General features: G+C 62.1%; 25 protein-coding genes and 1 tRNA gene. 16 read left to right on the top strand and 10 right to left on the bottom strand.

The annotated features are described in order from the left end of the window. Positions 1–65: 65 nt before the first annotated feature. The gene (locus C2L64_RS28750) at positions 66–1,079 is read right to left on the bottom strand and encodes a LysR family transcriptional regulator (protein WP_007586037.1); all 1,014 of its coding nucleotides are present in this window, start codon (positions 1,077–1,079) and stop codon (positions 66–68) included. A gap of 104 nt (positions 1,080–1,183) precedes the next feature. Continuing rightward, positions 1,184–1,765 (bottom strand): DUF3331 domain-containing protein, encoded by a 582-nt coding sequence (locus C2L64_RS28745; protein ID WP_007744773.1) that lies wholly within the window; start codon positions 1,763–1,765, stop codon positions 1,184–1,186. Between the two features lie 515 nt (positions 1,766–2,280). On the opposite strand from C2L64_RS28745, the gene C2L64_RS28740 reads away from it, so the two are divergent. The 3 genes from C2L64_RS28740 (at position 2,281) to C2L64_RS28730 (ending at position 5,448) form a co-directional block, all read left to right on the top strand. Next, entirely contained in the window at positions 2,281–2,658 is a 378-nt protein-coding gene (locus tag C2L64_RS28740; protein ID WP_007586033.1) for a DUF427 domain-containing protein, read from the top strand. Between the two features lie 458 nt (positions 2,659–3,116). Next, positions 3,117–3,770: a carbonic anhydrase gene (locus C2L64_RS28735; RefSeq protein ID WP_007586031.1), complete on the top strand. Its 654-nt coding sequence runs from the start codon at positions 3,117–3,119 to the stop codon at positions 3,768–3,770. Between the two features lie 115 nt (positions 3,771–3,885). After that, positions 3,886–5,448: a SulP family inorganic anion transporter gene (locus C2L64_RS28730; protein WP_007586030.1), complete on the top strand. Its 1,563-nt coding sequence runs from the start codon at positions 3,886–3,888 to the stop codon at positions 5,446–5,448. A gap of 130 nt (positions 5,449–5,578) precedes the next feature. Here the strand turns inward: C2L64_RS28730 and C2L64_RS54225 are convergent, their stop codons facing one another. Both C2L64_RS54225 and C2L64_RS28725 read right to left on the bottom strand, forming a co-directional pair. Next, the gene (locus tag C2L64_RS54225; RefSeq protein WP_007586029.1) at positions 5,579–5,722 is read right to left on the bottom strand and encodes a hypothetical protein; all 144 of its coding nucleotides are present in this window, start codon (positions 5,720–5,722) and stop codon (positions 5,579–5,581) included. 90 nt (positions 5,723–5,812) lie between these two features. After that, positions 5,813–6,097: a hypothetical protein gene (locus C2L64_RS28725; RefSeq protein ID WP_007586028.1), complete on the bottom strand. Its 285-nt coding sequence runs from the start codon at positions 6,095–6,097 to the stop codon at positions 5,813–5,815. 343 nt (positions 6,098–6,440) lie between these two features. Between C2L64_RS28725 and C2L64_RS28720 the strand changes: the two genes are divergently transcribed. The 3 genes from C2L64_RS28720 (at position 6,441) to C2L64_RS28710 (ending at position 8,272) form a co-directional block, all read left to right on the top strand. Continuing rightward, positions 6,441–6,638 (top strand): hypothetical protein, encoded by a 198-nt coding sequence (locus tag C2L64_RS28720; RefSeq protein ID WP_007586027.1) that lies wholly within the window; start codon positions 6,441–6,443, stop codon positions 6,636–6,638. A 310-nt stretch (positions 6,639–6,948) separates the two neighbouring features. Beyond that, positions 6,949–7,140: a hypothetical protein gene (locus C2L64_RS28715; protein ID WP_007586026.1), complete on the top strand. Its 192-nt coding sequence runs from the start codon at positions 6,949–6,951 to the stop codon at positions 7,138–7,140. A gap of 106 nt (positions 7,141–7,246) precedes the next feature. Further along, positions 7,247–8,272 carry a S1C family serine protease gene (locus C2L64_RS28710; RefSeq protein WP_007586025.1) on the top strand — a complete coding sequence of 342 codons (1,026 nt, stop codon included), beginning with the start codon at positions 7,247–7,249 and terminating at the stop codon, positions 8,270–8,272. 1,023 nt (positions 8,273–9,295) lie between these two features. On the opposite strand, the gene C2L64_RS28705 is transcribed toward C2L64_RS28710, so the two are convergent. Further along, positions 9,296–11,680 (bottom strand): DNA polymerase II, encoded by a 2,385-nt coding sequence (locus tag C2L64_RS28705; RefSeq protein WP_009770497.1) that lies wholly within the window; start codon positions 11,678–11,680, stop codon positions 9,296–9,298. A gap of 241 nt (positions 11,681–11,921) precedes the next feature. Here C2L64_RS28705 and ahpC point away from each other — a divergent pair, with 241 nt between their 5' ends. The 3 genes from ahpC (at position 11,922) to C2L64_RS28690 (ending at position 15,681) form a co-directional block, all read left to right on the top strand. Further along, complete coding sequence (gene ahpC / locus C2L64_RS28700; protein WP_009770498.1) at positions 11,922–12,485, top strand: alkyl hydroperoxide reductase subunit C; 564 nt, start codon at positions 11,922–11,924, stop codon at positions 12,483–12,485. Between the two features lie 192 nt (positions 12,486–12,677). Further along, complete coding sequence (gene ahpF, locus C2L64_RS28695; RefSeq protein WP_009770499.1) at positions 12,678–14,270, top strand: alkyl hydroperoxide reductase subunit F; 1,593 nt, start codon at positions 12,678–12,680, stop codon at positions 14,268–14,270. A gap of 268 nt (positions 14,271–14,538) precedes the next feature. Beyond that, positions 14,539–15,681, top strand: a complete 1,143-nt coding sequence (locus C2L64_RS28690) for a branched-chain amino acid ABC transporter substrate-binding protein (RefSeq protein WP_407671841.1) — start codon at positions 14,539–14,541, stop codon at positions 15,679–15,681. Positions 15,682–15,703: 22 nt separating this feature from the next. On the opposite strand, the gene C2L64_RS28685 is transcribed toward C2L64_RS28690, so the two are convergent. From C2L64_RS28685 to C2L64_RS28675, 3 genes are all read right to left on the bottom strand, one after another. Then, on the bottom strand, positions 15,704–16,105 hold the full coding sequence (locus tag C2L64_RS28685; RefSeq protein ID WP_009770501.1) for a hypothetical protein: 402 nt from the start codon (positions 16,103–16,105) through the stop codon (positions 15,704–15,706). Then, positions 16,102–16,527, bottom strand: coding sequence for a septal ring lytic transglycosylase RlpA family protein (locus tag C2L64_RS28680; protein ID WP_009770502.1), 426 nt, complete (start codon positions 16,525–16,527; stop codon positions 16,102–16,104). Before C2L64_RS28680 ends, C2L64_RS28685 begins: the two co-directional genes overlap by 4 nt. A 270-nt stretch (positions 16,528–16,797) precedes the next feature. Next, on the bottom strand, positions 16,798–17,298 hold the full coding sequence (locus C2L64_RS28675; protein WP_007737181.1) for an OmpA family protein: 501 nt from the start codon (positions 17,296–17,298) through the stop codon (positions 16,798–16,800). A 299-nt stretch (positions 17,299–17,597) separates the two neighbouring features. Here C2L64_RS28675 and C2L64_RS28670 point away from each other — a divergent pair, with 299 nt between their 5' ends. The 5 genes from C2L64_RS28670 (at position 17,598) to cyoD (ending at position 22,163) form a co-directional block, all read left to right on the top strand. After that, on the top strand, positions 17,598–17,987 hold the full coding sequence (locus tag C2L64_RS28670; protein WP_009770503.1) for a DUF3597 domain-containing protein: 390 nt from the start codon (positions 17,598–17,600) through the stop codon (positions 17,985–17,987). A gap of 304 nt (positions 17,988–18,291) precedes the next feature. After that, positions 18,292–19,191 carry a ubiquinol oxidase subunit II gene (cyoA, locus tag C2L64_RS28665; RefSeq protein ID WP_009770504.1) on the top strand — a complete coding sequence of 300 codons (900 nt, stop codon included), beginning with the start codon at positions 18,292–18,294 and terminating at the stop codon, positions 19,189–19,191. 3 nt (positions 19,192–19,194) lie between these two features. After that, entirely contained in the window at positions 19,195–21,207 is a 2,013-nt protein-coding gene (gene cyoB / locus C2L64_RS28660) for a cytochrome o ubiquinol oxidase subunit I (RefSeq protein ID WP_009770505.1), read from the top strand. Further along, entirely contained in the window at positions 21,207–21,821 is a 615-nt protein-coding gene (gene cyoC, locus C2L64_RS28655) for a cytochrome o ubiquinol oxidase subunit III (protein ID WP_007737175.1), read from the top strand. The genes cyoB and cyoC overlap by 1 nt, the downstream gene beginning before the upstream one ends. Further along, a complete protein-coding gene (cyoD, locus tag C2L64_RS28650) occupies positions 21,822–22,163 on the top strand; it encodes a cytochrome o ubiquinol oxidase subunit IV (protein ID WP_009770506.1) in 342 nt (113 codons plus the stop codon). Between the two features lie 160 nt (positions 22,164–22,323). Here the strand turns inward: cyoD and C2L64_RS28645 are convergent. Further along, positions 22,324–22,400, bottom strand: a tRNA-Val gene (locus tag C2L64_RS28645). A gap of 191 nt (positions 22,401–22,591) precedes the next feature. Between C2L64_RS28645 and C2L64_RS28640 the strand changes: the two genes are divergently transcribed. After that, positions 22,592–23,950, top strand: coding sequence for a TAXI family TRAP transporter solute-binding subunit (locus tag C2L64_RS28640; RefSeq protein ID WP_009770507.1), 1,359 nt, complete (start codon positions 22,592–22,594; stop codon positions 23,948–23,950). Positions 23,951–24,431: 481 nt separating this feature from the next. Continuing rightward, the gene (locus C2L64_RS28635; protein WP_009770508.1) at positions 24,432–25,760 is read left to right on the top strand and encodes a PQQ-dependent sugar dehydrogenase; all 1,329 of its coding nucleotides are present in this window, start codon (positions 24,432–24,434) and stop codon (positions 25,758–25,760) included. Between the two features lie 41 nt (positions 25,761–25,801). On the opposite strand, the gene C2L64_RS28630 is transcribed toward C2L64_RS28635, so the two are convergent. Further along, positions 25,802–26,110 (bottom strand): DUF4148 domain-containing protein, encoded by a 309-nt coding sequence (locus C2L64_RS28630; protein WP_009770509.1) that lies wholly within the window; start codon positions 26,108–26,110, stop codon positions 25,802–25,804. Between the last annotated feature and the right edge of the window lie 104 nt (positions 26,111–26,214).

Here is a 26,214-nt window from a genome sequence, read left to right as displayed (position 1 = left end):
ACGGACGAAAACAACGCGAACACATTGTACGATTTGCGGCCTGTTACGGCATCGCGCGTAAGGAGTCAGTCGCTGCGCGAGTGTGCTTTGGTAGTGGCTTCCACGGGAAAAAGATGCACGCTCATGAAGTCGACGAAGGCCCGCATTTTCGGCGTCAATTGCCCGCCCGAAGGCCACAGCGCGCGAAACACGCTGAGCGCGCCCGAATATTCGCGCAGAACCGGGACGAGCGTGCCGCTCTCCACCTGCGCGCGCACCGTGAAATCCGGCACGCAGGCAAGGCCGAGATCCTGCTCGGCCATCGCGATCAGAGGCTCGACGGCCGTTGCGATGGCGGTCGTGGGCAAGTCGATATCGATCGACTCGCCATCGCGTTCGAGCGGCCAGCGGCGCAGCTTCCCCGTCGTCGGAAAACGATGCTGAAGACACGCATGATGGACGAGCGCCTCGGGCGTCGTGAGGGGCGGATGCTTCGCCAGGTACGCGGGTGACGCGACGATCAGATGCACATACGTGCCCATGGTTCGCGTGATCAGTTGCGAGTCGTTGACGTCGCCCGTGCGCATCACGACGTCGAAACCTTCTTCGATCACATCGACCATGCGGTCGCTGAAGTCGATGTCCAGCATGATCTCGGGATACGCCTTCATGAACTCGCCGATCACGGGCATCAGCAGCTTCGTGACCATCGGCATGCTCACGCGCAGCTTGCCGCGCGGCGCTGCATGCGCGAGCGCGAGTTCGCTCTCCGCGGCCTCGATCTCCTCGAAGATGCGTTGGCAGCGCGTAAGAAACAGCGCGCCTTCGGGCGTGAGCGTGATGCTGCGCGTGCTGCGATGAAAGAGCCGCGCGCCGAGCCGTGTTTCCAGCCGTGAAATGGCCTTGCCGACCGCGGAAGCCGAGATCCCGAGCTGGCGGCCTGCTTCCGTGAAACTGCGGGTTTCGGCTGCGCGCACGAAGATGTTGAGCGAGCCGAAGCGGTCCATTGCACCCGTACTCGTCGTGCCGTCGATCGTCGCCGACGACGCGGAGTGCAGCTTGACGGGCGCCGTGCGCGCCACATCGGCTTGTGTAGCCATGGCAGGTCTCCGGAACTGAAAGCGCCGCCCGGCGTGTCAGCACGGGCGGCGCGTCGCACGCTAGCCGTGCGCGTCCGAAGTGTAGCGCGTACGCGCCGTGTCGATCATTCGAGGTCGTCGAGCTGTTCCGCGAGGATCATCTGCGACATGTTGCGCGGGCGGCTCGACGGACGGCTGAACGGTCCATAGACGGCATCGCCGCGCACGATGCTGGCGCCCGTCAGCGCGCACACGCCGCGCGAGCGCGCAATGCGGCGCACCCACAACTGCTCGGTATAGCGGCCGGCCGTCGAATCGCGCCACGTGATCGAAATCGACTTCGCGCCGAAGCGCTCGACGAACGTGATCACCGCGTCGCTATGCTGGCTCGCCGCCGCTTGCGCGCGTTCGGCGGTGGGGCTGCGGCGCGCGGGACGCGCGGCGCAAGCGCCCTTGTCGCATTTGTCGGATGATGCGAGCTTGCTGTCCTGCGCGGGCGACTTGCCGAGCCGCGAAATCGTCGCGGTCCATGGGTCGTGCAGCGCGGGCGCGGCGGGCGTAACACCGCCTCCTGCAGGCTCGGACCGAAGGTCGGCGTACAGCGTTTCCTTGCGACGCAATTCCGGCTCACCGTTCGCGCGCCGGTTTGCGTGGGCGCGAGGCCTGGGTTCAGGCGTAGTGCCTGTTGCAGTTCCAATCCTGCTCACGTCGACTCCTCGTTAAAGCGTGCCCCTTCGAGCCGGCTCATTCGATCACGCAGAACCTTACGTTCTGCTTTTGATGGCCACCCGGCAGCCGCACTTGCGGCCACTTGCGCGCGGGCGAAAACGCATGCGCCGCACGTCGCCGCGCCCTGACGGCGAACGATGGGAGCGGCTTCACGCTGCATTACAGCGTTGCAATCAGCTTTCGCGGCCGGCACGGATGACCGGTCGCATGGCGTGCATCCTAACGGCTTGCCATTGGCAGATAAATGCCAGCTAAATGAACACTCAATTTATCTAATTCAAACAATGGGACGGCACGGATACGGCAAACGACGCCAATCGCTTGCCGCATCAGGCTGTCCGGCGATGCATATGCACACCGATCGTGCGCGGAAACGCCCGATAGCCGCCACGCGGCGCAAGGTCTTGTCTTGACATCGCAAGACGGGCGACCATACTCGGACGGTACTTCGCCGCCCGGCCACAACCTGTTCCCATCGGAAGGACACGTCGACATGCACAAGACAGTGAAGATTCCCGGACCCGATCATCCCATCACGATTGCAAAAAGCGGATCGCGCGTGGTCGTGTCCGTGGCAGGACACAAGATCGCCGACAGCACCGACGCGCTGTCCTTCCATGAAGCCTCGTACCCGGAAGTGCTCTACATTCCGCGCAAGGACGTCGACATGTCGCTGCTCGAACGCACCGGTCATTCGACGTATTGCCCGTACAAGGGCGAGTGCAGCTACTACAGCATTCCCGCTGGCGGCGAGCGTTCCGTCAATGCGGTGTGGAGCTATGAAAGCCCGTACGAAGCGGTCGAGTCGATCCGGGAACATGTCGCGTTCTATCGCGACCGCGTGGACGCCATCGAGGTCAGCGCACAATAAGTACGCAATGAGGACGCGAACGGGCGGCGAGTGTCTGGCCCGTTGCGGTGACATCGAAGCCCTTGTTCGAGGGCTTCAAAACTTTCAGTTCTTCCATCGAATCGCGACGCGTCGTCGCCGGTTCTCCGTCGTATTTCCGTCGTTGACACCGCTGTCAAAAGTGACCAGAACGTGTGAAAACGCGATCTGACGCCGCACGCTTGACGGAAATCAATGACGAAAAAATCCCGATCCGAAATGCTCCGCTAGCTCACAGTACAACCGCCCGATCAAAACCGGGGAAAAGCCCGAAAGCCGCATGTATGCACGCTTTCAGGGCATCCGATGCAGGCGGCATCAAATGATTTTTGTTGATTTTTTTTCGGAACCTTCTTGCCGTAAGCTTTTCGTAAACACCATCACGTTTGTCCGTGATGGACTGACTCCGTTCAATTCAGAACCCGGCAGGAGCCCGATCGATGAATCATCCAAAACGCTTATTGCTTTCCAATCTGGCGTGGTCGCAAGAAGTCTCGGCGCGCGAGCCCGAGTTCTTCACGGAACTCGCGCGCGGCCAGCAGCCGCGCTTCCTGTGGATCGGTTGCTCCGATAGTCGCGTGCCAGCCGAGCGCATCACCAACGCGCAGCCGGGCGAGCTGTTCGTCCATCGCAACATCGCGAACCTCTACACCTCCGACGACGGCAACACATCGAGCGTGATCGAGTACGCGGTGCATGCGCTGAAGGTCGAGCACGTGATCATCTGCGGACATCATCATTGCGGCGGCGTGCGCGCCGCGCTGTCGCCGCCTTCGGATGCGCTGCCCATCGTGAACCGGCGCATTGCCGGTTTGCGCGAGCTCGCCGGACGTCATCGCGACGAACTGCATGCGATCGCGGATTTCGACGAGCGCGTAGACCGCTTTGCGGAGTTGAACGTGATCGAGCAGGTGCGGTTGTTGCGCGAGTCGCCCATCGTGCGCCGCGCGCCGCGTCCGCCGCAGGTGCACGGCTGGATTTTCGGGCTGCGCGCAGGGCTTATCACGCAACTCACCGATATGGATGAAGCCCGCGACATCGCCGTTATGCACGCCGAGCCGCCCCCATCCGTCACTGTGCGCGACGCCGCGTAGCGACGTTCGGGCAACGCCCCTTTTCAGACTTACTCACGCCTTTTCACGTTCATGTTCATCGAGCCGCCGGCGCGCGTCGCCGGGCGGCGTGGCTCAACTCGACCTTGCGGATACCATGCACACTCCACCTGTTTCCCGTTTATCGAACCTGCGCAGCGATGTCTTCGCGGGGATCGTCGTGTTTCTCGTCGCGCTGCCGCTGTGTCTCGGCATCGCCACTGCGTCCGGCGTCGATCCGTTTGCCGGGCTGGTGTCCGGCATCGTCGGCGGACTGGTCGTCGCGCTGTTGAGCGGCTCGCATCTGAGCGTGAGCGGGCCGGCGGCGGGCCTCGTCGTGATCGTCGTATCGGCGATCGCGTCGCTCGGCAGTTTCTCCGCGTTTCTCGCCGCCGTCCTGATCGCGGGCGCGTTACAGATCGGCTTCGGCCTGCTGCGCGCGGGACAGCTCGCCAGCTTCGTGCCCGTCGCCGTCATCAAGGGCATGCTGGCTTCGATCGGCATCATCCTGATCATCAAGCAGATTCCGCTCAGCGTGGGGCTCGTGAGCGGCGCGGATGCCAACGTCGCGCACGCGGCCATGCTGGCGACGCCGTTCGGTGACCTGTCGATGGTGACGACTGCGCTCGCGCTCATCTCGGTGGCGATGCTGTTCGCGTGGGAGACGCCGCGCGCGAAGCGCTACGCGATCGTGCGCATGCTGCCGGGGCCGCTCGCGGTCGTCGCGCTCGGCATCGGCGTGACGCTCTCGCTCGATGTGCTCGCGCCCGCGCTCGCGGTGCCGGCTGAGCATCGGGTGTCGCTGGTGTCGCTGGATTCGTTCGCCGCGTTGACGGGCGCGATTTCGATGCCCGACTTCAGGCAGCTCGTGGACGGCCACGTCTGGCGCGTCGGCTTGACGCTCGCTATCGTCGCGAGTCTGGAAACGCTGCTGAGCCTCGAAGCCGTCGAACAGATCGATCCGAAGCGCCGCCGCGCGTCGCCGGACCGTGAGTTGAAGGCGCAGGGCGTGGGCAATATGGTGGCGGCCGTGCTTGGCGGTCTGCCGCTGACGGCCGTGATCGTGCGCAGCTCGGCGAACGTGAATGCGGGCGCGCAGACGCGCATGTCGGCCGTGATTCACGGCGTGCTGCTGCTGGCGAGCGTGTTCGCGCTGACGGCCGTGCTGAACCTGATTCCGCTCGCGTGTCTCGCGGCGATCCTGATTCACACGGGCTACAAGCTCGCGAAGCCGGCGCTGTTCACGGCGATGGCGCGCGAAGGCGTCGACCGCTTCGTGCCGTTCGCGGCGACGATTGCCGGTGTGCTCGCGACGGATCTGCTGATCGGCATTGGCATCGGCATAGCGACGAGCGCGGTGCTCGCGCTGCGCTCGAACCTGTCGCGCACGTTCACGCTGACGTGTCACGACGATCACTATCTGCTGGTGCTGCGCAAGGACGCGACGTTCCTGTCGAAGCCGATGCTCACGCGCTGTCTCGCGCAGATTCCGGACCGCGCGACGGTGCTGATCGACGCGGAGCGTGCTGATTTTATCGATCGGGATATCCGCGACACGCTCGATGCGTTCGTGGGCGAGGCGGCGCAACGGCAGATCACCGTCGAGCGTATGCGCTGGCCGGAGCCGGCGGCTCAGGAAGGGCGGGCGGCGCTGCCGTCGCTAGGCGCGACGGCGGGCTGACCCGTAAAAAGGGCGCGATAGCGCGCGGCGGCGCGCGTTATCGGTCTATTGGAACAGCAGTTTCGGAAAGTGCTGGCCGGAAGGCGAGGGCGCTGATGGCCAGCGCATCCTCGCCGTACCGGCGGAAGGATTACTCGGCGATCGAAAAGCGCGACGACCGCGTCTGCTTCGCCTTGCTGGGACGCTTGACACGCGGGCTCGCGCCGCGGATGAACAACACTGCACACAACGCCACCATGGCCCAGATGCAAAGAAGTACGGTCAAGACGTTCATTTCCAGTTCCAGTCTCAGTCGGTCGGCGCTGCGGTTGTTGCCGGGTTGCTACCGTCAAGTTCAGTTCTCACGGTCGCGCGGGGCGGCCGGTCAATGCGTGGTGTGCTGCGTCTCGCCGTCGAACAGAAGCTCGTCGATCAGCTGCGTGGTCAGTGCAAGCTGCTTCTCCAGCGACACGCGCGCCAGTTCCGCGCTCACCGCATCGCCACGTGCGACGGCGGCGTGCGTCTCGGTGGCGAGGCGCAGCACCGTGTCGGACGCGAGCTGCAAGCCGCGCATCAGCTCGGACTCCGGGCATTCCCGCGGGTTGTTCCGTTCCGGCGCGTTGAGCGCGTCGGGCTCGAACGGGTTGCTGCTGTCATGACGGGAAGACATTTCAGGCTCCTCAGTGCACTGGCATGACTGCAGTGTGCGCTGTGGGGCCTGCGCTCAATCGGTCGAACAGAGGCCGATTTCGGATTCATACCGCCGTCATCGAAATGTGCCTGCGAACGACCAGGCTGCCCGCTTCCTGTCCACGTCCCGGCGAATGGTAAGCAACTGTTATTGCGCGGTCTGCACGTAGAGGCCCTGGGTTGCGCGGGCGCCTTTCTTGCGCGGGTCGGGTGTGAGGCGCGGCGGCTGTGCGTTCGTATTGAGCCGTAATGCACCGTCACAAGTGGTCACGCACGTCCTCTGTAGCGTCTGCTCAAATGACAGAAGAGAAGGGAGAACGACCATGAAAAAGCTTCTGACGCTAGCAGCCGTCGCTGTGGCGACGATCGGTTTGGGAGGCTGCGTCGTCGCGCCGCCGTATGGTTATGGATACGCGCCGGCCTACGGCTATGGCTACGGGCCGGGGTACTACGCGGGGCCGTCGGTGAACGTCGGCATCGGCTATAGCTGTTGCTGGGGCCGTGGCGGGTGGCATCGGTAAGCGCGTGGCCGCGGCAGGGTGAACTCAGGCCGCACGGCGGTGAATCATCCAGAACGATTACATGATCGAGACCCAAAGAAGCCGGATGTGGAAGCGTGAGCGTCCGTCCGGCTTTTGCGTGGCGCGGCACGTGGGCAGCCCGGTGGCTGGTGTTCGGCGTTAGGCGTTAGGCGGCGCACATTGCCGGCGCATGCTGTGCCGCGCGCGCTGCGGGTCTGCGGTACGATCTCGGAAAGAATGCGCCCGCGCGATAGCGGCGCGCCTTCCGACGCCACGATTTCGCAACATCATCTACGTTTTCGCACCCAGCATGGACTACCGCGTTACCTACGAGCACAGCCTCGTCACCGCTCCCGACGACTTCATCGTGAATGTGCCGTCGCAACTGGTGACGGATGTACCGTCGAACATTCCCAAGGCGCTGCTGCCCGAAGCAATCGAGAAGCTGATACTCGAACGTTCTCCTCGCATCGGCCGCATCCGCAACCTCAGGCTTATCTGACTTTTCTCCCCGGGCTGACCTCGTCGTTTTTCCCTCGCCGGCGGCCGCGCTTGAAAACGGCTTGCCTGCCCTGCATGTGCGGCTCTCGTTTATACGGAGCCTTGTCATGGGAAGCCGTCCCCGTTTTGTCGACGATCTGTCGGGTGCGCTGCCAGGCGCCGCTGCCGCCGGGTCGTCCGAAGACGACGCACTCCTCGACGCCTATTCGCGCACCGTCATCGATGCGCTCGAACGGGTGCGGGCGGCCGTCGTCTTCATCACTGTCGAGCGCCGCGTGCCGGGTGCGCCGGAGCGCCATGCGCGTGCGGGCACCGGCTCGGGCTTTATTTTCACACCCGATGGTTATCTTCTGACCAACAGCCATGTCGTGCACGGCGCCACGCATATCCGCGTGCAGCTCGCCGACGGCACGAAGTTCGACGCCGATCTGGTCGGCGACGATCCGCACAGCGACCTGGCTGTGTTGCGTGTCGGCTCGCCGGAGCCGCTGCCGCATGTCGCGCTCGGCGAATCGGGCAAGCTGCGCGTCGGGCAGATCGCGATCGCGGTTGGCAATCCGCTTGGGCTCGAGCAGACGGTGACGGCGGGCGTGGTTTCCGCGCTCGGCCGCTCGCTGAGGTCGAACTCGGGCCGCATGATCTATGACGTGATCCAGACGGATGCCGCGCTCAATCCTGGCAATTCGGGCGGGCCGTTGATCAACTCCGCGGGCCAGGTGATCGGTGTGAATACGGCGATCATTCCGGGCGCGCAGTCGATCAGCTTTGCGACGGCGATCGATACTGCGAAGTGGGTCATCATGCAGATTTTTGCGCACGGGCGCGTGCGGCGGGCTTATATCGGCGTGGCGGGTACGACTTTCGCGCTGCCGCGGCGTGTGCAGCGGTATTTTGCGCTGGAGTCGGAAAGCGGCGTGCGGGTGATGGAGATCGTTAAGGGGAGTCCCGCCGCGCTCGGCGGGCTGCGGACGGATGATACGATCGTTGCGGTTGATGGGCAGGTTGTTGAGGGGGTCGATGCGCTGCAGCGCGTGCTGGATGGGTCCAGGATTGGGCGCTCTGTGAGTGTGAGTGTTTTGCGCGGGGCGCAGCGGGTTGAGGTGGTTGTTGTGCCTGTTGAGCAGAGTGGTTAGGTTTGGGTTTGGTTTTGTCTGCGACGCTGGGTGGTGATTTTGTTTTTTCGCTGGCATCCGGTTTGGTTGTTCTGGCCTCTGCACTGGCATCCGCGTTTGCGTTTTCTCGGCGCGGCCGGTTTGGTTGTTCTAGCCTTTTCGCTGGCATCCGCGCTATGCCTTCGTGCTCCACGCGTCGCCCCTGTGCGGGGCGGCACCTACTTTTCTTTGCCGCCGCAAAGAAAAGTAGGCAAAAGAAAGCGGCTCACACCGCCAACATTTCTTCCTGCCTGAGGGACCCCAACCGGTCCCTTACTTCACGCGGCAACTTCTCGGTTCAAGTTCGTTGCCAGCGTTCTTGCAGTGCGCCTCACCCGCTTCACGCGCCCGCGTTTCAGCATGCCTTGCCAGATAGTCCACCGCCGCCCAGGTGGCAAACTGTGTGTAGGCCATCGCGCCACACACGCCTCACTCCGGACCGATAGCGCACGCGTCCCACCCTGTAAGAGCGCCAAGCTATACCACGCGACAACCTACACACAGTTTGCCACCTGGGCGGCGCAAACCATTCGCTGCCCCTAGCTCTTGTTCGGGTGTTTGAAGTGGGTGAGGCGGTCATTCGAAGCGTTGGCAACGAACGCGAACAGAAATGCCGCCGTGTGAAGCGTAAGACCCTTTGGGGGCCCTCAGGCAAGAAGAAATGTTGGCGGTGTGAGCCGCTTTCTTTTGCCTACTTTTCTTTGCGGCGGCAAAGAAAAGTAGGTGCCGCCCCGCACAGGGGCGACGCGTGGAGCACGAAGGCATAGCGCGGATGCCAGCGAAAAGGCTAGAACAACCAAACCGGCCGCGCCGAGAAAGCGCAAACGCGGAAGCCAGCGAAAAGACATTCCGCCCCGCACAGGGGCGACGCTTGAAGCACGAAGACAAAACGCGGATGCCAGTGAAAAGACCAGCACACCCAACCCGGCCGCGCCGAGAAAACGCAAACGCGGATGCCAGCGCAGAGTAAAAAACCCACCCAGCGTCGCAGACAGAAAAAACCCCTCAAAACAACTGCTTCTGCCCCGAAGCCAGCGTAGCAAAATCATCCTTCAGCAAAGGCAAAATCGCATCCGCCACAGGCTGAAGCTGCCGCGTCAGATAATGCTCATAGTCGATTTCCGAGCGCAGCGTTTCGAGCGGCTCAGGCCCGCTGCCGGTCATCACATAACTGATCCATCCGCCATTCTGATATTGCAGCGGCCGGCCGCGCTGCCGGTTGAACTCATCGGCGGAACGCGCAGCACGCACATGCGGCGGCACATTGCGCTCATAGTCGGACAGCGCCCGACGCAGCCGCTTGCGATACACGAGCAGATCATCGAACTCACCCGCCAGCGTGCGCCGCACATAGTCGCGCACATAATCCCGATACGGCTGCTGTTTGAAAATCCGCAGATACAGTTCCTGCTGGAATCGCTGCGCAAGCGGTGTCCAGTCGGTGCGCACCGTCTCCAGACCCTTGTAGACCACTTCTTCACTGCCATCGGCAAGCACAGTCAACCCCGCGTAACGCTTCTTGCTGCCTTCCTCCGCGCCGCGCACGGTCGGCATGAAAAAGCGCTTGTAATGCCGCTCGAACTGCAACTCCAGCGCGCTATCCAGCCCGAACCGCTCGCGCAAATGCTCACGCCACCACGCATTGATTCCGCTAACCAGCTCTCGTCCGATGCGCGCCGCGTCTTCCTCACCATGCGCGTGGCGCAGCCACACAAAAGTCGAATCGGTGTCACCGTAGATCACCGCATACCCGCGCGCTTCGATCAACTCACGCGTGCGATGCATGATCTCGTGGCCGCGCATCGTGATCGACGACGCAAGGCGCGGATCGAAGAACCGGCAGCCTGTCGAGCCGAGCACGCCGTAGAACGCATTCATGATGATTTTCAGCGCCTGCGATAACGGCTTGTTCTGCTCGCGCTTCGCGGCTTCGCGTCCTTCCCACACCTGCGCGACGATCGACGGCAGGCAGTGGTGCGCCCGCGAGAAACGCGCGCCAAGGAAGCCGGGCACGGAATGCTCGTCGTCGGGATGACGCGCGCCGTCGACCAGGCCCACGGGATCGATCAGAAACGTGCGGATGATCGACGGATACAGGCTCTTGTAGTCGAGCACGAGCACGGAATCATAAAGGCCGGGCTTCGAGTCCATCACGAAGCCGCCAGGGCTGGCCGCGCCCGCTACGTCGCCGAGATTCGGCGCGACGTAGCCGAGCCGGTGCATGCGCGGCATATATAGATGCGTGAACGCCGCCACCGATCCGCCGCTGCGGTCGGCAGGCAGTCCCGTGACAGTCGCGCGTTCGAGCAGGAACGGCAGCAGGTCCGTTTTGGCAAAGATGCGCGTGACGAGTTCGCAATCTTTCAGGTTGTAGCGGGCGAGCGCGGGCTTGTCTTCGTCGAAACGCCGCTGGATTTCGTCCATCCGCTGATACGGATTGTCGATCGACTTGCCTTCGCCGAGCACGGACTGCGCGACGTATTCGAGGCTGAACGACGGAAAGCTCCACGTGGCCGAGCGCAGCGCCTCGATGCCGTCGATGATCAGCCGCCCCGCCGCGCCCGCAAAGAAATGGTTCTGCTTCAGGCCATGCTCGCGCCATTCCATCACCGCGCCGCCGCGCCCGATGCGCAGCGGCACGCCGCACTTCTGCGCGGTTTCATGCAGCACTTTCAAATCGAACTGCACGACGTTCCAGCCGATGATCGCGTCGGGATCGTGCGTCTCAAGCCATCCGATCAGCCGCTCGATCAGTTGCGCCCGCGTGTCGCAATACTCGAGCGCGAAGTCGAGGTCCGACGCGTCGCCGTTCTGCGGACCGAGCATGTACACCTGACGCTGCCCGCAGCCTTCCAGCGCGATCGAATACAACTCGGCGTGCGCGCTGGTTTCGATATCGAGTGAAACCAGCTTGAGTTTCGGACGATAGCCGCTCGCGGGCTTCATGTCGGCGTTCAGCAACGGCCCGCCGACGGGATTCGCCTCGCCGCCGAACAGCACGGGCGCGGTGATGAAACGCTCCATCATGTAGCGCTCGGGCGGGAACACGTCGGCTTCGTAGACGTCGACGCCACCCTGTTTCAGACGCTTTTCGATCCCGGTCAGTTGCCGATACTGCGGGCAATACAGCCCCAGCACCGGCCGATGCTGGAAGTCGCACAAATCGAGCGGGCGCAGTTCGACGCCGCGCGACTGGGCGGTTTTCTCCCGATGCAGCACGTCCTCCGCGCGCTCGCGGTGCGCGGCGGGAATGAACGCGACGTTCGGCTGCGGGCGCAGGCGAATATGGCGCGGACCGTCGTCGGTCGCGAGCCAGAACTCGACCTCCGTTCCGGCGGCCGTATCGCGCCAATGACGGGTGAGAAGAAACCCCTGTTGAAGCTCACTCAAACGAAAACCTCTGCTGAAAACGCCTGCCAGGACACTTGCCCCGACACTTTTTTCGGCAATTCTACGCGCGCCCGAAGCGGCGCGCCCGGGGCGCTTTCCCTTGTCGGGCAAGGGTTTGGGCTAGTCGATAGGAAATTTAAATAGGGTGCATCGCAACAATCAAATTTATCAAATTCTGCGACTTCTTCATACTTCAACCCATCGCAGCACCCAAACCCACTCAACCAAGAGGACGCATCAGATGCCGATCATCAACAGCCAGGTCAAACCGTTCAAGGCCACCGCATACCACAATGGCGATTTCGTGACCGTCACCGACGAAAGCTTGAAGGGCAAGTGGTCCGTCGTCGTGTTCTATCCGGCCGACTTCACGTTCGTGTGTCCGACGGAATTGGGCGATCTGGCCGACCGTTACGCAGAATTCAAGAAAATCGGCGTTGAAATCTACAGCGTGTCGACGGATACGCACTTCACGCACAAGGCATGGCACGACACGTCGGACACGATCCAAAAGATCAAGTACCCGATGATCGCTGACCCGACGCTGGCAATCTCGCGCAACTTCGACGTTCTGATCGAAGAAGAAGGTCTGGCGCTGCGCGGCACGTTCGTGATCAACCCGGAAGGCGAGATCAAGCTGTGCGAAATCCACGACAACGGCATCGGCCGTGACGCTGGCGAACTGCTGCGCAAGGTGCAGGCTGCGCAATACATCGCGGCGCACCCGGGTGAAGTTTGCCCCGCCAAGTGGACGCCGGGCGCTGAAACGCTGACGCCGTCGCTGGACCTGATCGGCAAGATCTAAGTTGCCGGCTCGCTAGAAGCCACACGCTACCCGCTGCAAACCCTGCCTTGAGCGGCGCCGCCTCGCGCGGCGCCGTTGTGAGGCAGTCCGCAAGGTCACAAGCCTTGCGAACTGCCTTACGCGCCGCGTTCGTCGTAACGCATTGGCGCGATCGAACCTCTCATTCCCATCTCGCCACGGACTCGAAAAACCATGCTCGACGCGAATCTGAAGACCCAACTCAAAGCCTACCTCGAGAAAGTCAGCCGTCCCATCGAGATCGTCGCCTCCGTCGACGACAGCGCGAAGTCGCAGGAAATGCTCGCGCTGCTGAACGACATCGCGACGCTGTCGGAGCGCGTCAGCGTGATCGAGCGCCGCGGCGACGACGAACGGAAGCCGTCGTTTTCGATCGGCGAGCCGGGCAAGGCCGCGGGTATCCGCTTCGCCGGCATTCCGATGGGTCATGAGTTCACGTCGCTGGTGCTGGCGCTGCTGCAAACGGGCGGCCACCCGATCAAACTCGACGACGCCGTGATCCAGCAGATCCGCGAACTCGACGGCGACTTCGCGTTCGAGACGTATTTCTCGCTGTCGTGCCAGAACTGCCCGGAAGTCGTTCAGGCGCTCAACATCATGGCGCTGATCAACCCGCGCATCCAGCACGTGGCGATCGACGGTGCGCTGTTCCAGAACGAAGTCGAGTCGCGCCAGATCATGGCCGTGCCGACGATGTTCCTGAACGGCGAAGTGTTCGGCCAGGGCCGCAGCGGCGTGAAGGAAATCCTCGCGAAGCTCGACACCAACGCCGGCGCGCGCGCCGCGAAGGAACTGGAGAACAAGCCGGTGTTCGACGTGCTGATCGTCGGTGGCGGTCCTGCTGGCGCGGCGGCCGCGATCTACGCGGCGCGCAAGGGCATTGCGACGGGTGTCGTCGCGGAACGCTTCGGCGGGCAGGTGCTCGACACGCTGGCGATCGAAAACTTCGTGTCGGTGCAGGAAACGGAAGGGCCGAAGTTCGCCACGGCGCTCGAGCAGCACGTGAAGAGCTATGAAGTCGACGTGATGGACGTACAGCGCGCCGAAGCGCTGATCCCCGGCAAGATCAACGAAGTACGCCTCGCGAGCGGCGCGGTGCTGAAGGCGAAGACGATCGTGCTGGCGACGGGCGCGCGCTGGCGCGAGATCAACGTGCCGGGCGAGCGCGAGTACCGCAATCATGGTGTTGCGTATTGCCCGCACTGCGATGGTCCGCTGTTCAAGGGCAAGCGCGTCGCGGTGGTCGGCGGTGGTAACTCGGGCGTCGAAGCGGCGATCGACCTGGCGGGTGTCGTGAGCCATGTGACGCTGATCGAATTCGGCGCACAACTGCGCGCCGACGAAGTGCTGCAACGCAAGCTGCGCAGCCTCGCGAACGTGACGGTCATCACCCAGGCACAGACGACGGAAATCACGGGCGACGGCAAGAAGGTCAACGGTCTGATCTACACGGACCGTGCGTCGGGCGAGTCGAAGCATGTCGAGCTGGAAGGCGTGTTCGTGCAGATCGGTCTGGTGCCGAACACCGAATGGCTGAAGGGCACGGTCGAGCTGTCGAAGCACGGCGAGATCGTTGTCGATGCTAAGGGCGCGACGTCGGTGCCGGGTGTGTTCGCCGCCGGCGACGTGACGACGGTGCCGTTCAAGCAGATCGTGATCGCTGTCGGCGAGGGCGCGAAGGCATCGCTGGCCGCGTTCGATCATCTGATCCGTTCGAGCGTCGAAGATCTGGAAGACGCGCAGGCAGCGGAACTGGTTGAGGCCTGATCGACGGGTGTCGTTCTCGCAGCAAAAGCAAACGGGCTAGCTTCGGCTAGCCCGTTTGTCGTTGTGCAGCGTACCAATAGTCCTCCATTTCCGCTTGACCAATCTTTACAGTCCCGGCTTTTCCCCTGTGCTACCGTTTTTGAGTATCTATTCGGAATGCGAATCGAACGACGGTAGATTGAAAATTCAAACAATCATGGAGGAGAAAGCTGTGAACAATCTGGTAAAACTGACAGTGGTCGGCATCTCGCTGACCAGCTTGACGCTGATGGGTTGCAACAAGAAAGAGCCCCCATCGCACGAGGCCGCGCAAGGCAATGGCGGTCCAGCCGAGCAGGTGGTGACGATCGGCCACGCGGGTCCGCTCACAGGCGGCAGCAGCCATCTCGGCAAGGACAACGAGAACGGCGCGCGGCTCGCTGTCGAAGAAATCAACAAGACGGGGCTCGTGATCGCCGGACAGAAGGTGCGTCTCGAACTCGACGGCGAAGACGACGCGGCCGATCCGAAGACAGGCACGCAGATCGCGCAGAAGTTCGTCGACGAGCATGTGGTCGCGGTGATCGGCCACCTGAACTCGGGCGTATCGATTCCCGCGTCGCGCATCTATAACGACGCGAACATCGCGGAGATTTCGCCGTCGTCGACAAACCCCGATTACACGAAGCAGGGCTACAAAAGCGCGTATCGCGTGGTCGCGACGGATGCGCAGCAAGGGCCCGCGCTCGGCGATTACGCGCTGAAGTCGTTGAATGCGAAGACCATTGCCGTCGTCGACGACGCAACGGCCTACGGCAAAGGCCTCGCCGACGAGTTCGCGAAGGCGGCGCAGGCGGGCGGCGGGCGCGTCGTCGCGCGCGAGGCCACGACCGACAAGTCCACCGACTTCCGCGCCATTCTCACCACCATCAAGAGCGCGCATCCGGATGTCATCATGTTCGGCGGGATGGATTCGACGGTCGGTCCGTTCATTCGTCAGGCGGCGGCGCTTGGTTTGAGTGCGAAAGTTCTGAGCGGCGACGGCGCGTGCACGGAAAAGGTGGCGGCGCTTGCGGGCGATGCTGTGAACAATCTCGTTTGTTCCGAAGCAAGTCTCGCGATATCGCGCATGCCGCAGGGTGCCGAGTTCGAAAAGCGCTTCGAGGCGCGTTTCAACGGCCCGATTCTCTTCAACGCTCCGTTCGCCTACGACGCCGTGTACGTGGTCGTCGATGCAATGAAGCGGGCCAACACCACCGACGCCGCGAAGGTGCTCGCCGCGATGCCCATGTCCGACTACAACGGTGTGATCGGACATATCGCCTTCGACGCGCACGGCGACATGAAGGAAGGCGCGATCTCCCTATATCACTACCGGGACAGGAAGAAGACGCTGCTGGATGTCGTGAGGTACAGCGGCGGGTCTATTTAAGACTGGATGACGGGCGCGGCGTCTATTTTGAGGAGGCTGCGCCTTTGCTTGTCTGCTTACCGTTTGCGTCCTCGTCGCGCTTGCCGATTTGCGATGGGCTGACGCCGCCCAACATCAGCTGTTCGTCGGACCAGCGGTAAAACACGTCTGGGCGATGAGCCGCTTTGGCTTTACGGTGGGTTTTGCGTGAGGGCTTTGAGGCCTTTGACGCCTTCTTGTCGGTTTTGGGCTTTTTGAGGGCCTGCTTCGCCGGGCTGCGCGCCGCGCTATCTGCTTCGAGTGCCTCGGGCGTACGGCGTGCGGCGAACGCATCGGAAGCACACCAGGCGACGATGCACGCGGCAACTGCGACATGCCGCGCTACTACGCTGATTTTCTTCCGTCTCGCCGCGTGTGCATGAGATATCGCCGTCTTGCGGTTCAAGATTCTGATCCACCGGATGCCGTTCGAGTGTCTGCTTGCTCTTCGACTCGTTCAATCCGCACGTCCATCGACGGCGCTCGAGTCAGGCCGAGTGCACTTGCCGCTGCATAAGACAAATCGATGACGCGTCCCTTGACGAACGGGCCGCGATCGTTGATGCGAACCACCACCGACCTCGTAGTGGACAGCGACGTCACGCGCACATACGTGCCGAACGGCAGCGAGCGATGCGCAGCCGTCATCGCGTGGCCGTTGTAACGCTCTCCATTTGCAGTGCGGCGTCCCTCGAACTTGCGCGCATACCATGACGCGTGGCCCGTTTGCAGCGCGGCGCCAGCCGGCCGGAGTGCGATGACTTCAGATTGAACCTTCTCGTTATCCGACACGCTATCCGGGTTGGCGGGTGTGATTGGCGTCGACACGATTTCTATCGTGCTCGACGCCTGATGCTCCGACGGAATCTGCGCGCAACCGGCAAATAATCCGAAAATTCCTAGTATTCCAAAAAGACGAACGGTTGACACGGTAGACCACGAATCAGCAAGAGAAGCGGGTCTAACGGTCTCAAAATTCTCGCGTTGACGGCATGCGATAGTTGCAGCGACGTTTTGACAAATCTTTACGTGCTCGCGAAACCGATCGAGCCACAGTCAGGCGCCACCGAACGGCGCTTGACTGAGTACGACGAACGATTACTTGCCCATCACGGCTTCGAGGGATTCGCCCTTCACGACGATCTCCGTACGCCGGTTTCGTGCGCGGCCATCGGGCGTGTCGTTGTCCGCCACGGGGCGATCGAACGCATAGCCGACCAGCGTGATGCGCGACGCGCTGATGCCGCGGCGCTCGAGTTCATCCGCGACCGACTTCGCGCGCGCTTCGGACAACTGCTGGTTGTACTCGCGCGTGCCGACGTTATCCGTATGGCCTTCGACGATCATTGGCTTCTGCGTGCGGCTAAGTACGACCACCACGCGGGCAATCGCAGGGCCCGCGTCAGGACGCAAGCTCGATTCGTTGAAGTTAAACAGGACCTTCTCCGGCAGACGAACCTGTACGCCTTCCTTGGTCTGCGTTACTTCGATCCCGGCTTGCTGGTTCAGCGCCTCTTCCTTGCTGCGATCGAGGCCGCTGCACGCGGCGAGCATCGACAGGGAAAGGGCGCAGGCTGCGATGGTCAACAGTTTTTTCATGGTTGTGATGGCGTTGTGGGAGAGAGGGAAGGAAAGTCACGTCAGACCAGGATTTTTCATCAAACGAAGAAGAAGTTTGCTAAGGCATGCAAAGTTTTTCAAAATTTGACACGGAGGTGTCGCGTGGACGCACCGAAGTGCGAACAAACGTGAAACTTGCGACCGACCACACGCAAAGGTCAACGGTTCGGATCAAATGGCGTTAGTCGCAAGCAGCGTCGCCGTGAATCCAGACAAACGGAAGGCGGACGATGTTGTGCAGTCTCTCGTTATCCACTTGAAAAGGAAGGACCCACACCATGAGCATCTTTGGAACCATCGTCAGCAAGATTTTCGGCAAGGCCAAGCCGGCTGAGACGCTGCCCGCCGAACCCATCGCGCCTGCGCCTGCGGAAGCGTCGGCAGGCGCACCTGTCTCGACGGCGCTCGCGGACGTCGATGTCGCGGCCGTGATGGACCAGCTGGCCGCGGCGAACCCGCAAAAGCTCGACTGGCGTCGTTCGATCGTCGATCTGATGAAGCTGCTCGACGTCGACAGCAGCCTCGAGCATCGCAAGCAGCTGGCGGGCGAACTGAAGTACGGCGGCGACACGAACGATTCGGCGTCGATGAACCTCTGGCTCCACAAGCAGTTGATGACGGCGCTCGCCGCGAATGGCGGCAAGCTGCCCGCCGATCTCGCGAGCTAAGCGCAATTCACATGGCCGCCCGCATCCATTCGACGATCGGGCGGCTTGTCGACACACTCGCCTGACAGCTTCCGTGCATCAAAGGCGAGCGGGCGAACACAAGAAAAAACAAAAACACCCGCCATCCTTCGACCGTGTGACATCCGGTCGCACATCCATCACATACCTTAGCGTCGTGTCCTTGACGCGGATCAGGACTTCAAACGCAGCGCGTCCATAGAATCGCGGGGCACATAGGACCTTGTGCGCTTTGCCTTGCAAACCCCACACGTGTTCAGCGTGGTTCAACGATTATTGGGCAAACATGTTAGCCAGAAAAACCTTAAGAGCTTGCCTCTTACCGGTCAGCATCGGTCTGACCGCGTTTCTCACGGGATGTCAACTTGAAGTGCTCGATCCGAAGGGCAGCGTCGGCGTCGCCGAGAAGTCGCTGATCGCGACAGCGACGTGGACGATGCTGCTCGTCGTCGTACCCGTCATTCTGTTGACGTTGTTTTTTGCGTGGCGCTACCGCGCGTCGAACAAAAGTGCGGTCTACGCGCCGAAGTGGGCGCACTCAACCGCAATCGAAGTGGTCGTGTGGACGATCCCCGCGCTGATCATCCTGTTCCTCGGCATTCTGACGTGGCGAACCACGCACGAGCTCGATCCTTACAAGCCGCTCGAATCGAACGTGAAGCCGATCGACGTCGAAGTCGTCGCGCTCGACTGGAAGTGGCTGTTCATTTATCCCGATCTCGGCATTGCGTCGGTGAACCAGCTGGCGATGCCCGTCGGCACGCCCGTTAACTTCCACATCACGTCGGATTCGGTGATGAACTCGTTCTTCATCCCGCAACTCGGCACGCAGGTCTACGCGATGGCGGGCATGCAGACGCGCGTGCATCTGATCGCGGATGAACCGGGCGACTACGCGGGCGTATCGGCGAACTTCAGCGGCAAGGGCTTTTCGGACATGAAGTTCCGCACGCTCGCCGTTAGCGCCGCCGATTTCAATACCTGGGTGCAGAAGGTGAAGGCATCGCCGGAACGGCTCGATATGGACGGGTACTACGCGGTCGCGAAACCGAGCGAGAAAAACCCGGTGCGCTACTTCTCCGCGGTCGACCCGAAGCTGTTCCGCAACGTCATCGCGAAATACAACAGCGGGCATGTCGTCGATTTCCGTGACGCCAACTGCATCACGAACACTTCGAAGGAGTGACCCATGTTCGGCAATCTGACTTTAGAGGCGATTCCGTTCGATCAGCCGATCATCATGGGCGCGGCCGCCCTGATGGGGCTGATTGTGCTGGCCGTCGTCGTGCTCGTGACGCGCCTGAAAAAATGGCGCTGGCTGTGGACGGAATGGCTTACGTCCGTCGATCACAAGCGCATCGGCGTGATGTATATCGTCGTCGCCGTGCTGATGCTGCTGCGCGGTTTCGCCGACGCTGTGATGATGCGCCTGCAACTCGCGCTCGCGAGCGGCGGCGCGACCGGCTATCTGCCGCCGCATCACTATGACCAGATCTTCACCGCGCATGGCGTCATCATGATCTTCTTCATGGCGATGGCGCTGATGGTGGGGCTCTTCAATATCGTGGTGCCGTTGCAGATCGGCGCGCGCGATGTCGCGTTCCCGTTCCTGAACTCGCTGTCGTTCTGGATGACGGCGATCAGCGCGATCCTGATGAACATCTCGCTGGTGATCGGCGAGTTCGCGCAGGTCGGCTGGCTGGCGTATCCGCCGCTGTCCGAGTTGCAGTTCAGTCCGGGCTCGGGTGTCGATTACTACATCTGGGCGCTGGAACTGTCCGGCGTCGGCACGCTGATCACGGCGATCAACTTCTTCGTGACGATCATCAAGATGCGCGCGCCCGGCATGACGCTGATGAAGATGCCCGTGTTCACATGGACGGCGCTGTGCTCGAACGTGCTGATCATGGCGACGTTCCCGATCTTGACGGTGGCGCTCGCGCTGCTCGGCCTCGACCGCTACGCGGACATGCACTTCTTCACCAACGAAGCCGGCGGCAACGCCATGCTTTACCTGAACCTGATCTGGGCCTGGGGACACCCGGAGGTCTACATCCTGGTTCTGCCCGCGTTCGGCATCTACTCGGAAGTGATCTCGACGTTCGCGAAGAAGCCGCTGTTCGGCTACAAGACGATGGTGTACGCGTCCTGCGCGATCATGGTGCTGGCGTTCCTCGTGTGGGCGCACCACTTCTTCACGATGGGCTCGGGCGCCGACGTCAACGCGTTCTTCGGTATCGCGACGATGATCATCGCCATTCCGACGGGCGTGAAGATTTTCAACTGGCTGTTCACGATCTATCGCGGCCGCCTCGAATTCACGGCGCCCGTGCTATGGACGATCGGCTTCATGATCACGTTCACGATCGGCGGCATGACGGGCGTGATGCTCGCGATCCCGGGCGCGGACTTCGTGCTGCATAACTCGCTGTTCCTCGTCGCGCACTTCCACAACACGATTATCGGCGGCGTGGTGTTCGGCTATCTGGCCGGGTTCAGCTACTGGTTCCCGAAGGTGTTCGGCTTCAAGCTCAACGACAAGCTCGGCAAGAGCGCGTTCTGGTGCTGGTTCGTCGGTTTCTTTGTGGCGTTCACCCCGCTGTACGTGCTCGGCTTCATGGGCGCGACGCGTCGTCTGAACCACTACGACAATCCCGCCTGGCAGCCGTACATGATCGTCGCGGCTTGCGGCGTCGCGCTGATCGCGGTCGGCGTCGTGTTCCAGGTCGCGCAGGTGGTGGTCAGCATCATCAATCGCAACAAGCCGGAGTATCGCGACGTCACGGGCGATCCGTGGGGTGGCCGCACGCTCGAATGGTCTATCTCGTCGCCGCCGCCCGTCTATAACTTCGCGACGATTCCCGTCGTCGAAGAACTGGATGCGTTCGCGCATATGAAGGAAACGGGCAGGGGCCTCGGCATTCAGGCGGCGTATCAGGACATCCACATGCCTTCGAATACGAGCGCGGGCTTCTTCATCGGCGTGTTCAGCCTCGCGTTCGGTTTCGCGGCCGTGTGGCACATCTGGTGGCTCGCGATCGTCTCGCTGGTGGCGATTGCGGCGATCGTGATCGGCCGCAGCTTCGGCCGCGACGACGGCTATTTCATCCCGTCCGACGTCGTGCGGGCAATCGAAAACAAAGGCCGGACGCCGCTTCCGAAGCATGTGGAAGTGTCGCCGGTGCTCGCGGAGGTCGAGTGATGTTGCAAAAAGTCCATACCGCAACCCTGAACGGGGCCGATGGTCACGGCCATCATGGCGAATCGCATTCGGTGTTCGGCTTCTGGCTGTACCTGATGACCGACTGCGTGCTGTTCGCGTCGCTATTCGCGGTGTTTGCCGTGATGGCGCATCAGTTCAACGCCGGGCCGACGGGGAAGGATCTGTTCGACATTCCCGGCGTCGCCGTCGAAACGGCTGCGCTGCTGTTGAGCAGCATCACGTACGGCTTCGCGATGGTCGCCGCACGCCGGCAGAACACGCGTGCCGTGCTCGGCTGGCTGGCCGTCACGTTCGTGCTTGGCCTCGTGTTCCTGAAGCTCGAACTGGGCGAGTTCTCGCATCTGCTCGCGGAAGGCGCAGGCCCGTCGCGCAGCGCGTTCCTGTCGTCGTTCTTCGTGCTGGTCGGCACGCACGGTTTGCACGTCGCGATGGGGCTGATCTGGATGGCCGTGCTCGCCGTGCAGGTGGCGCGCGCGCCGCAACTGACGCAGCGTGAAATCACGCGGCTGACGTGCCTGAGTCTTTTCTGGCACTTCCTCGATGTCGTGTGGATTTGCGTGTTCACTTTTGTCTATCTCGGGAGCGCGATCTAAATGGCTCACTCGAATTCTCATGCGCTTCATGGCGAAGCGGGGCATGGCGGTATCGGCGGATATGTGATTGGGTTCGTGCTGGCCGTGGTGTTGACGGCCGCGGCATTCGGCATCGTGCTGCAAGGCTGGCTGCCGGCTGCCTCGGCGCCGTTCGCGCTGGCGGCGCTCGCTGTCGTGCAGATCGTCGTGCACCTGGTGTTCTTCCTGCACATGAGCGTGTCGACGTCCGGGCAGCGCTGGAATACGCTTGCGCTCGCCTATACAGTGCTGGCCGCGATGTTCCTGGTGTTCGGGACGGTGTGGGTGATGCACAACGTCAGCATGAACATGATGTCGCGCTGAAGCCGTTGCACATGCATCCGGGCATTGCGCGTCAGCGCGATGCCCGGTGAACGGAAGCCGAAGGACAGGTTTGTTCTTCGGCTTTTTTCGTTGGCGCGGAACGCAAAAAAAAGCGGCAAGCATACGATGCTTGCCGCTTCCATTTACTGCGTATATTCGTTGGTAGGCTCGATTGGACTCGAACCAACGACCCCCACCATGTCAAGGTGGTGCTCTAACCAGCTGAGCTACGAGCCTAGCGAAGAGCGCGAATTATAGAGACACACTTTCGATCGCGCAAGTGCTCGCGGCGATTTTGTTGTCGATGACGGAATCGTCGGTTGGCGCGTGCGGAGAAACGGGTTTGGACGGGCGCGCGCAAGGTGCTCCACAGAGCGGCGCGAGACGGCTACGATGGGCGATGATGCATCTCGGAGGCGAGCCGGGCCATGAAGAAAAATGTTCGTCAGCATTCTCCGCGAGTCGTTCGCGACCACACGCATGCGATGTGGCGCGATCTCGCCGTGTCGTTTCTGCCGTTCGTGGTGCTGTTCGCCGTGCTCGCCTGGCTCGTGATATGGCTGGTCGATCCCGCGCCGCCGCGCACGATTACGATCAGCGCCGGTCCGCACGACAGCTCGTTCATGCAGTACGCGCAGGAATATCGAAAGATACTCGGGCGCAATGGCGTGACGCTCAACGTGCTGGAGTCCGATGGCTCCGTGCAGAATCTCGACCGGCTGCTCGACCGGAAGCAAAGGGTGGATGTCGCGCTCGTGCAGGGCGGCGTCTCGGCTGGCCGGGACACGACGTCGCTGATGTCGCTCGGCACGGTGTCATATGTGCCGCTGATCGTCGTGTATCGCGGCAAGGGACTGTCGCAATTGTCGGATCTGGAAGGCAAGCGGGTTGCCATTGGCCGCGAAGGCAGCGGCACGCGGATGCTGTCGCTCGAACTGCTCGGGGCGAACGGCATCGTGCCGGACGGCGATACGACACTCTTGCCGCTCGATGGGCTCGACGCCGCGAAAGCGCTCGTGACTGGCGAGGTCGACGCGGCGCTGCTGAGCGGCGACTCGACCACGCGCGCGATGATCCTGCGTCTGCTGACCATTCCTGGCGTGTCGGTGATGAATTTCACCGAAGCGGATGCCTATACGCGGATCTTTCCTTATCTCGACAACCTCGATCTGCCCATTGGTCTGCTCGATCTGAGGCGCCGCATTCCGCCCGAGCCGCTTCATCTGATCAGCCCGACCGTCGAAATGGTGGCGCGCTCGAACCTGCATCCGGCGATATCCGATCTGTTGATCGAAGCCGCGCAGGAAGTGAATGGTCCGGCGGGGCTGTTGCAGAAGGCTGGGCAGTTTCCCAATTCCGTCGCGCGCGAATTCCGCATCAGCGAGGATGCGACGCGCTACTACAAGTCTGGCAAGAGCTTTCTGTACCGGACGCTGCCGTTCTGGCTCGCGACGGTGGTCGACCGTTTGCTGGTGTTGCTGCTGCCGATCGCTGTGCTGCTGATTCCCGCGTTGCGGCTGATTCCCGCGCTGTTTAGCTGGCGCGTGCGCTCGCGGATTTACCGGTACTACGGCGCGCTGATCGCGATCGAACGCGACGCGATGCGCAGTTCATCGGATGAAGAACGCGCGAAGCTGCTTGCGGAGCTGGATGGCATCGAGGCGTCGCTGAATACGCTGCGGATGCCGCTTGCTTATGCCGATGGGTTCTATGTGCTGCGCGAGCATGTGCGGTTTGTGCGGGAGCGGCTGGAAGGTGTTCGGGAGCGCGTGCATGCGCGGCAGTAGCGGGATGTGCTGCGTGAGCGCGTCGCAAGGAAAAGCCGTGATGCGTCAGTGGGATAAGGCGCGAGTCCGGGTGTTGTCCACAGGGTTGTCACCAAAAACTGTGGATAACCTCGAGGCCGTGTATTGGGCGATAGCCGATGCATCGCGTGCAATCTGAATCGCATCAATGAGTTGCGTGAGTCTTGCGCAGGATACTCACAGGCTTGTGCACGGAAACTGTGGACAAGCTCGCGGCGTGTCCACGCGTAGAAGAAGCGTGCGCGAGTGACGCGAGGCGGATGCAGCGTGTGCAACCTGAATGGCGTCAATGACTTGCGCTAGTCTTGCCCAGGTTACCCACAGCCTTGTGCACGAAATCTGTGGAGAAGTCCGAGCTACCATCTCCAAACCTCACCAGCCACAAATCGTCAGCATCGGGCAAGACATTTGCTGCGCAGTCATCAATTGCGCCGCTCCCGGTTGCACTGACGCTGGAGGTTCCATGCGCGTTCGTCCCTTTCTGATCGCGAGTGTCGTCGTTCCGCTTGCCGCTTGCGCGGCGCCATCCACGACGCCGGAAGAATTGAGTTTCGGCCCTTCGCCGACATTGCCCGCGCCCACGAAATCACTCGTGCCGACAGTCCACATCGCGCCTGTCGAAACGCGTGCCGCCGGCACGCATCCCACCGCGCCACCCGGTTTCGCGGTGACGCCGTTCGCCGAGAATCTCCAGCATCCGCGCTGGCTCTACACGCTGCCGAACGGCGACGTGCTGGTCGCCGAGACCAACACGCCGCAGCCGCACGACGAAGGCGGCGGCGTGGTCGGGTGGATCACGAAGCAGTTTCAGAAGCGCGCAGGCGCGGGCGTGCCGAGCCCCGACCGGATCGTGCTGCTGCGCGACGCAGACGGCGACGGCAGCGCCGAAACGCAAAGCGTGTTCATCGACAAGCTGCATTCGCCGTTCGGCATGGCGCTGATCGGCAACCAGCTCTATGTCGCCGATACCGACGCGCTGCTGCGCTTCGATTACGTCACGGGCGAAACGAAGATTGCATCGCAGGGCGTGAAGGTCGCCGATCTGCCCGCCGGCCCGATCAACCATCACTGGACGAAAAATATCCTTGCGAGCCGCGACGGCAAGCGGCTCTACATCACGATCGGTTCGAACAGCAATGCAGCGGAGAATGGCGTCGAAGCGGAAGCGGACCGCGCGCGCATTGTCGAACTCGATATCGCGAGCGGCACGATGCGGCCTTACGCAACCGGTCTGCGCAATCCAAACGGCATGGCGTGGCAACCTCAAACGGGCATGCTGTGGACGACCGTGAACGAACGCGACGAACTGGGCAACAACCTCGTGCCCGACTACATGACGTCGGTGAAGGACGGCGCGTTCTATGGCTTCCCGTTCAGCTACTACGGACAACATGTCGATTCGCGCGTGAAGCCGCAGAACCCGGACATGGTCGCGCGAGCCATCGCGCCGGACTATGCGCTCGGCAATCACACGGCATCGCTCGGGTTGGCGTTCTATGACGGCAAGCTGTTCCCGGACCGTTATCGTGGCGGCGCGTTCGTCGGCCAGCATGGCTCGTGGAACAGAAAGCCGTTTGCGGGCTACAAGGTGATCTTCGTGCCGTTCGAGAATGGCAAGCCGTCGGGCGGACCGGAAGATTTTCTGACGGGATTCCTGACGCCGGATGGGCACGCGGTTGGGCGGCCCGTCGGCGTCACGCTGGATGCGCGCGGCGCGCTGCTGGTTGCCGACGATGTCGGTAACGCGGTGTGGCGAATCGCGCCCGCGACAGGCACGGCGGGCGCGAAGTAGACGCTAGACAGACGTCAGACTGAAGCGGGCATCAAAGCGACTTACGGACGGTTGTACATCGCATTCCAGTCCGCAGCCGACACGCTAGGACGGCCCGACTGCGATGCGTTCGCGACACCGCCGTAACCACTCGCTGCGCCATTCTGCGCGTCCACACGCGCTTGCGCGGCCTGGATCTCATCGGGGTAGTGCGCTTCCGTGCCTGCGCCCGGGCGATAGCCGGCCTTTTCCAGCTGAACCAGTTCGGCGCGGACCTGAGCGCGAGTAACAGGCTGGTTCGACTGAGCGAACGACACAGCGGGGATAGCGAGCACAGCAGCGATGGCAACAGCCTTGATCAGCGACTTCATGATGAACCTCCAACTTTGTTTTCGACTTTGCGAACAGCCCTGTTCGCAATCAGTTGAAGCAAGTGTAGGTAAGTAGCCGTTTAAGATTAAGACCATCCAGTGGA

The organism is Paraburkholderia hospita, from assembly GCF_002902965.1.
Taxonomy (GTDB): Bacteria; Pseudomonadota; Gammaproteobacteria; order Burkholderiales; family Burkholderiaceae; genus Paraburkholderia; species Paraburkholderia hospita.
The sequence above is the reverse complement of the archived record's forward strand: the minus strand, read 5'-3'. Positions and strand labels throughout refer to the sequence as shown.

Bases quoted from the DNA above. Each gene is read 5' to 3' on its own strand.
- cyoB (WP_009770505.1), top strand. From the start codon at position 19,195: ATGTTCGGCAATCTGACTTTAGAGGCGATTCCGTTCGATCAGCCGATC.
- C2L64_RS28735 (WP_007586031.1), top strand. From the start codon at position 3,117: ATGAATCATCCAAAACGCTTATTGCTTTCCAATCTGGCGTGGTCGCAA.
- C2L64_RS28670 (WP_009770503.1), top strand. From the start codon at position 17,598: ATGAGCATCTTTGGAACCATCGTCAGCAAGATTTTCGGCAAGGCCAAG.
- C2L64_RS28750 (WP_007586037.1), bottom strand. From the start codon at position 1,079: ATGGCTACACAAGCCGATGTGGCGCGCACGGCGCCCGTCAAGCTGCAC.
- C2L64_RS28690 (WP_407671841.1), top strand. From the start codon at position 14,539: ATGGGTTGCAACAAGAAAGAGCCCCCATCGCACGAGGCCGCGCAAGGC.
- cyoC (WP_007737175.1), top strand. From the start codon at position 21,207: ATGTTGCAAAAAGTCCATACCGCAACCCTGAACGGGGCCGATGGTCAC.
- C2L64_RS28715 (WP_007586026.1), top strand. From the start codon at position 6,949: ATGGACTACCGCGTTACCTACGAGCACAGCCTCGTCACCGCTCCCGAC.
- C2L64_RS28675 (WP_007737181.1), bottom strand. From the start codon at position 17,298: ATGAAAAAACTGTTGACCATCGCAGCCTGCGCCCTTTCCCTGTCGATG.
- ahpC (WP_009770498.1), top strand. From the start codon at position 11,922: ATGCCGATCATCAACAGCCAGGTCAAACCGTTCAAGGCCACCGCATAC.
- C2L64_RS28710 (WP_007586025.1), top strand. From the start codon at position 7,247: ATGGGAAGCCGTCCCCGTTTTGTCGACGATCTGTCGGGTGCGCTGCCA.
- C2L64_RS28725 (WP_007586028.1), bottom strand. From the start codon at position 6,097: ATGTCTTCCCGTCATGACAGCAGCAACCCGTTCGAGCCCGACGCGCTC.
- C2L64_RS28640 (WP_009770507.1), top strand. From the start codon at position 22,592: ATGAAGAAAAATGTTCGTCAGCATTCTCCGCGAGTCGTTCGCGACCAC.
- C2L64_RS28740 (WP_007586033.1), top strand. From the start codon at position 2,281: ATGCACAAGACAGTGAAGATTCCCGGACCCGATCATCCCATCACGATT.
- C2L64_RS28720 (WP_007586027.1), top strand. From the start codon at position 6,441: ATGAAAAAGCTTCTGACGCTAGCAGCCGTCGCTGTGGCGACGATCGGT.
- cyoA (WP_009770504.1), top strand. From the start codon at position 18,292: ATGTTAGCCAGAAAAACCTTAAGAGCTTGCCTCTTACCGGTCAGCATC.
- ahpF (WP_009770499.1), top strand. From the start codon at position 12,678: ATGCTCGACGCGAATCTGAAGACCCAACTCAAAGCCTACCTCGAGAAA.
- cyoD (WP_009770506.1), top strand. From the start codon at position 21,822: ATGGCTCACTCGAATTCTCATGCGCTTCATGGCGAAGCGGGGCATGGC.
- C2L64_RS28630 (WP_009770509.1), bottom strand. From the start codon at position 26,110: ATGAAGTCGCTGATCAAGGCTGTTGCCATCGCTGCTGTGCTCGCTATC.
- C2L64_RS28635 (WP_009770508.1), top strand. From the start codon at position 24,432: ATGCGCGTTCGTCCCTTTCTGATCGCGAGTGTCGTCGTTCCGCTTGCC.
- C2L64_RS54225 (WP_007586029.1), bottom strand. From the start codon at position 5,722: ATGAACGTCTTGACCGTACTTCTTTGCATCTGGGCCATGGTGGCGTTG.
- C2L64_RS28730 (WP_007586030.1), top strand. From the start codon at position 3,886: ATGCACACTCCACCTGTTTCCCGTTTATCGAACCTGCGCAGCGATGTC.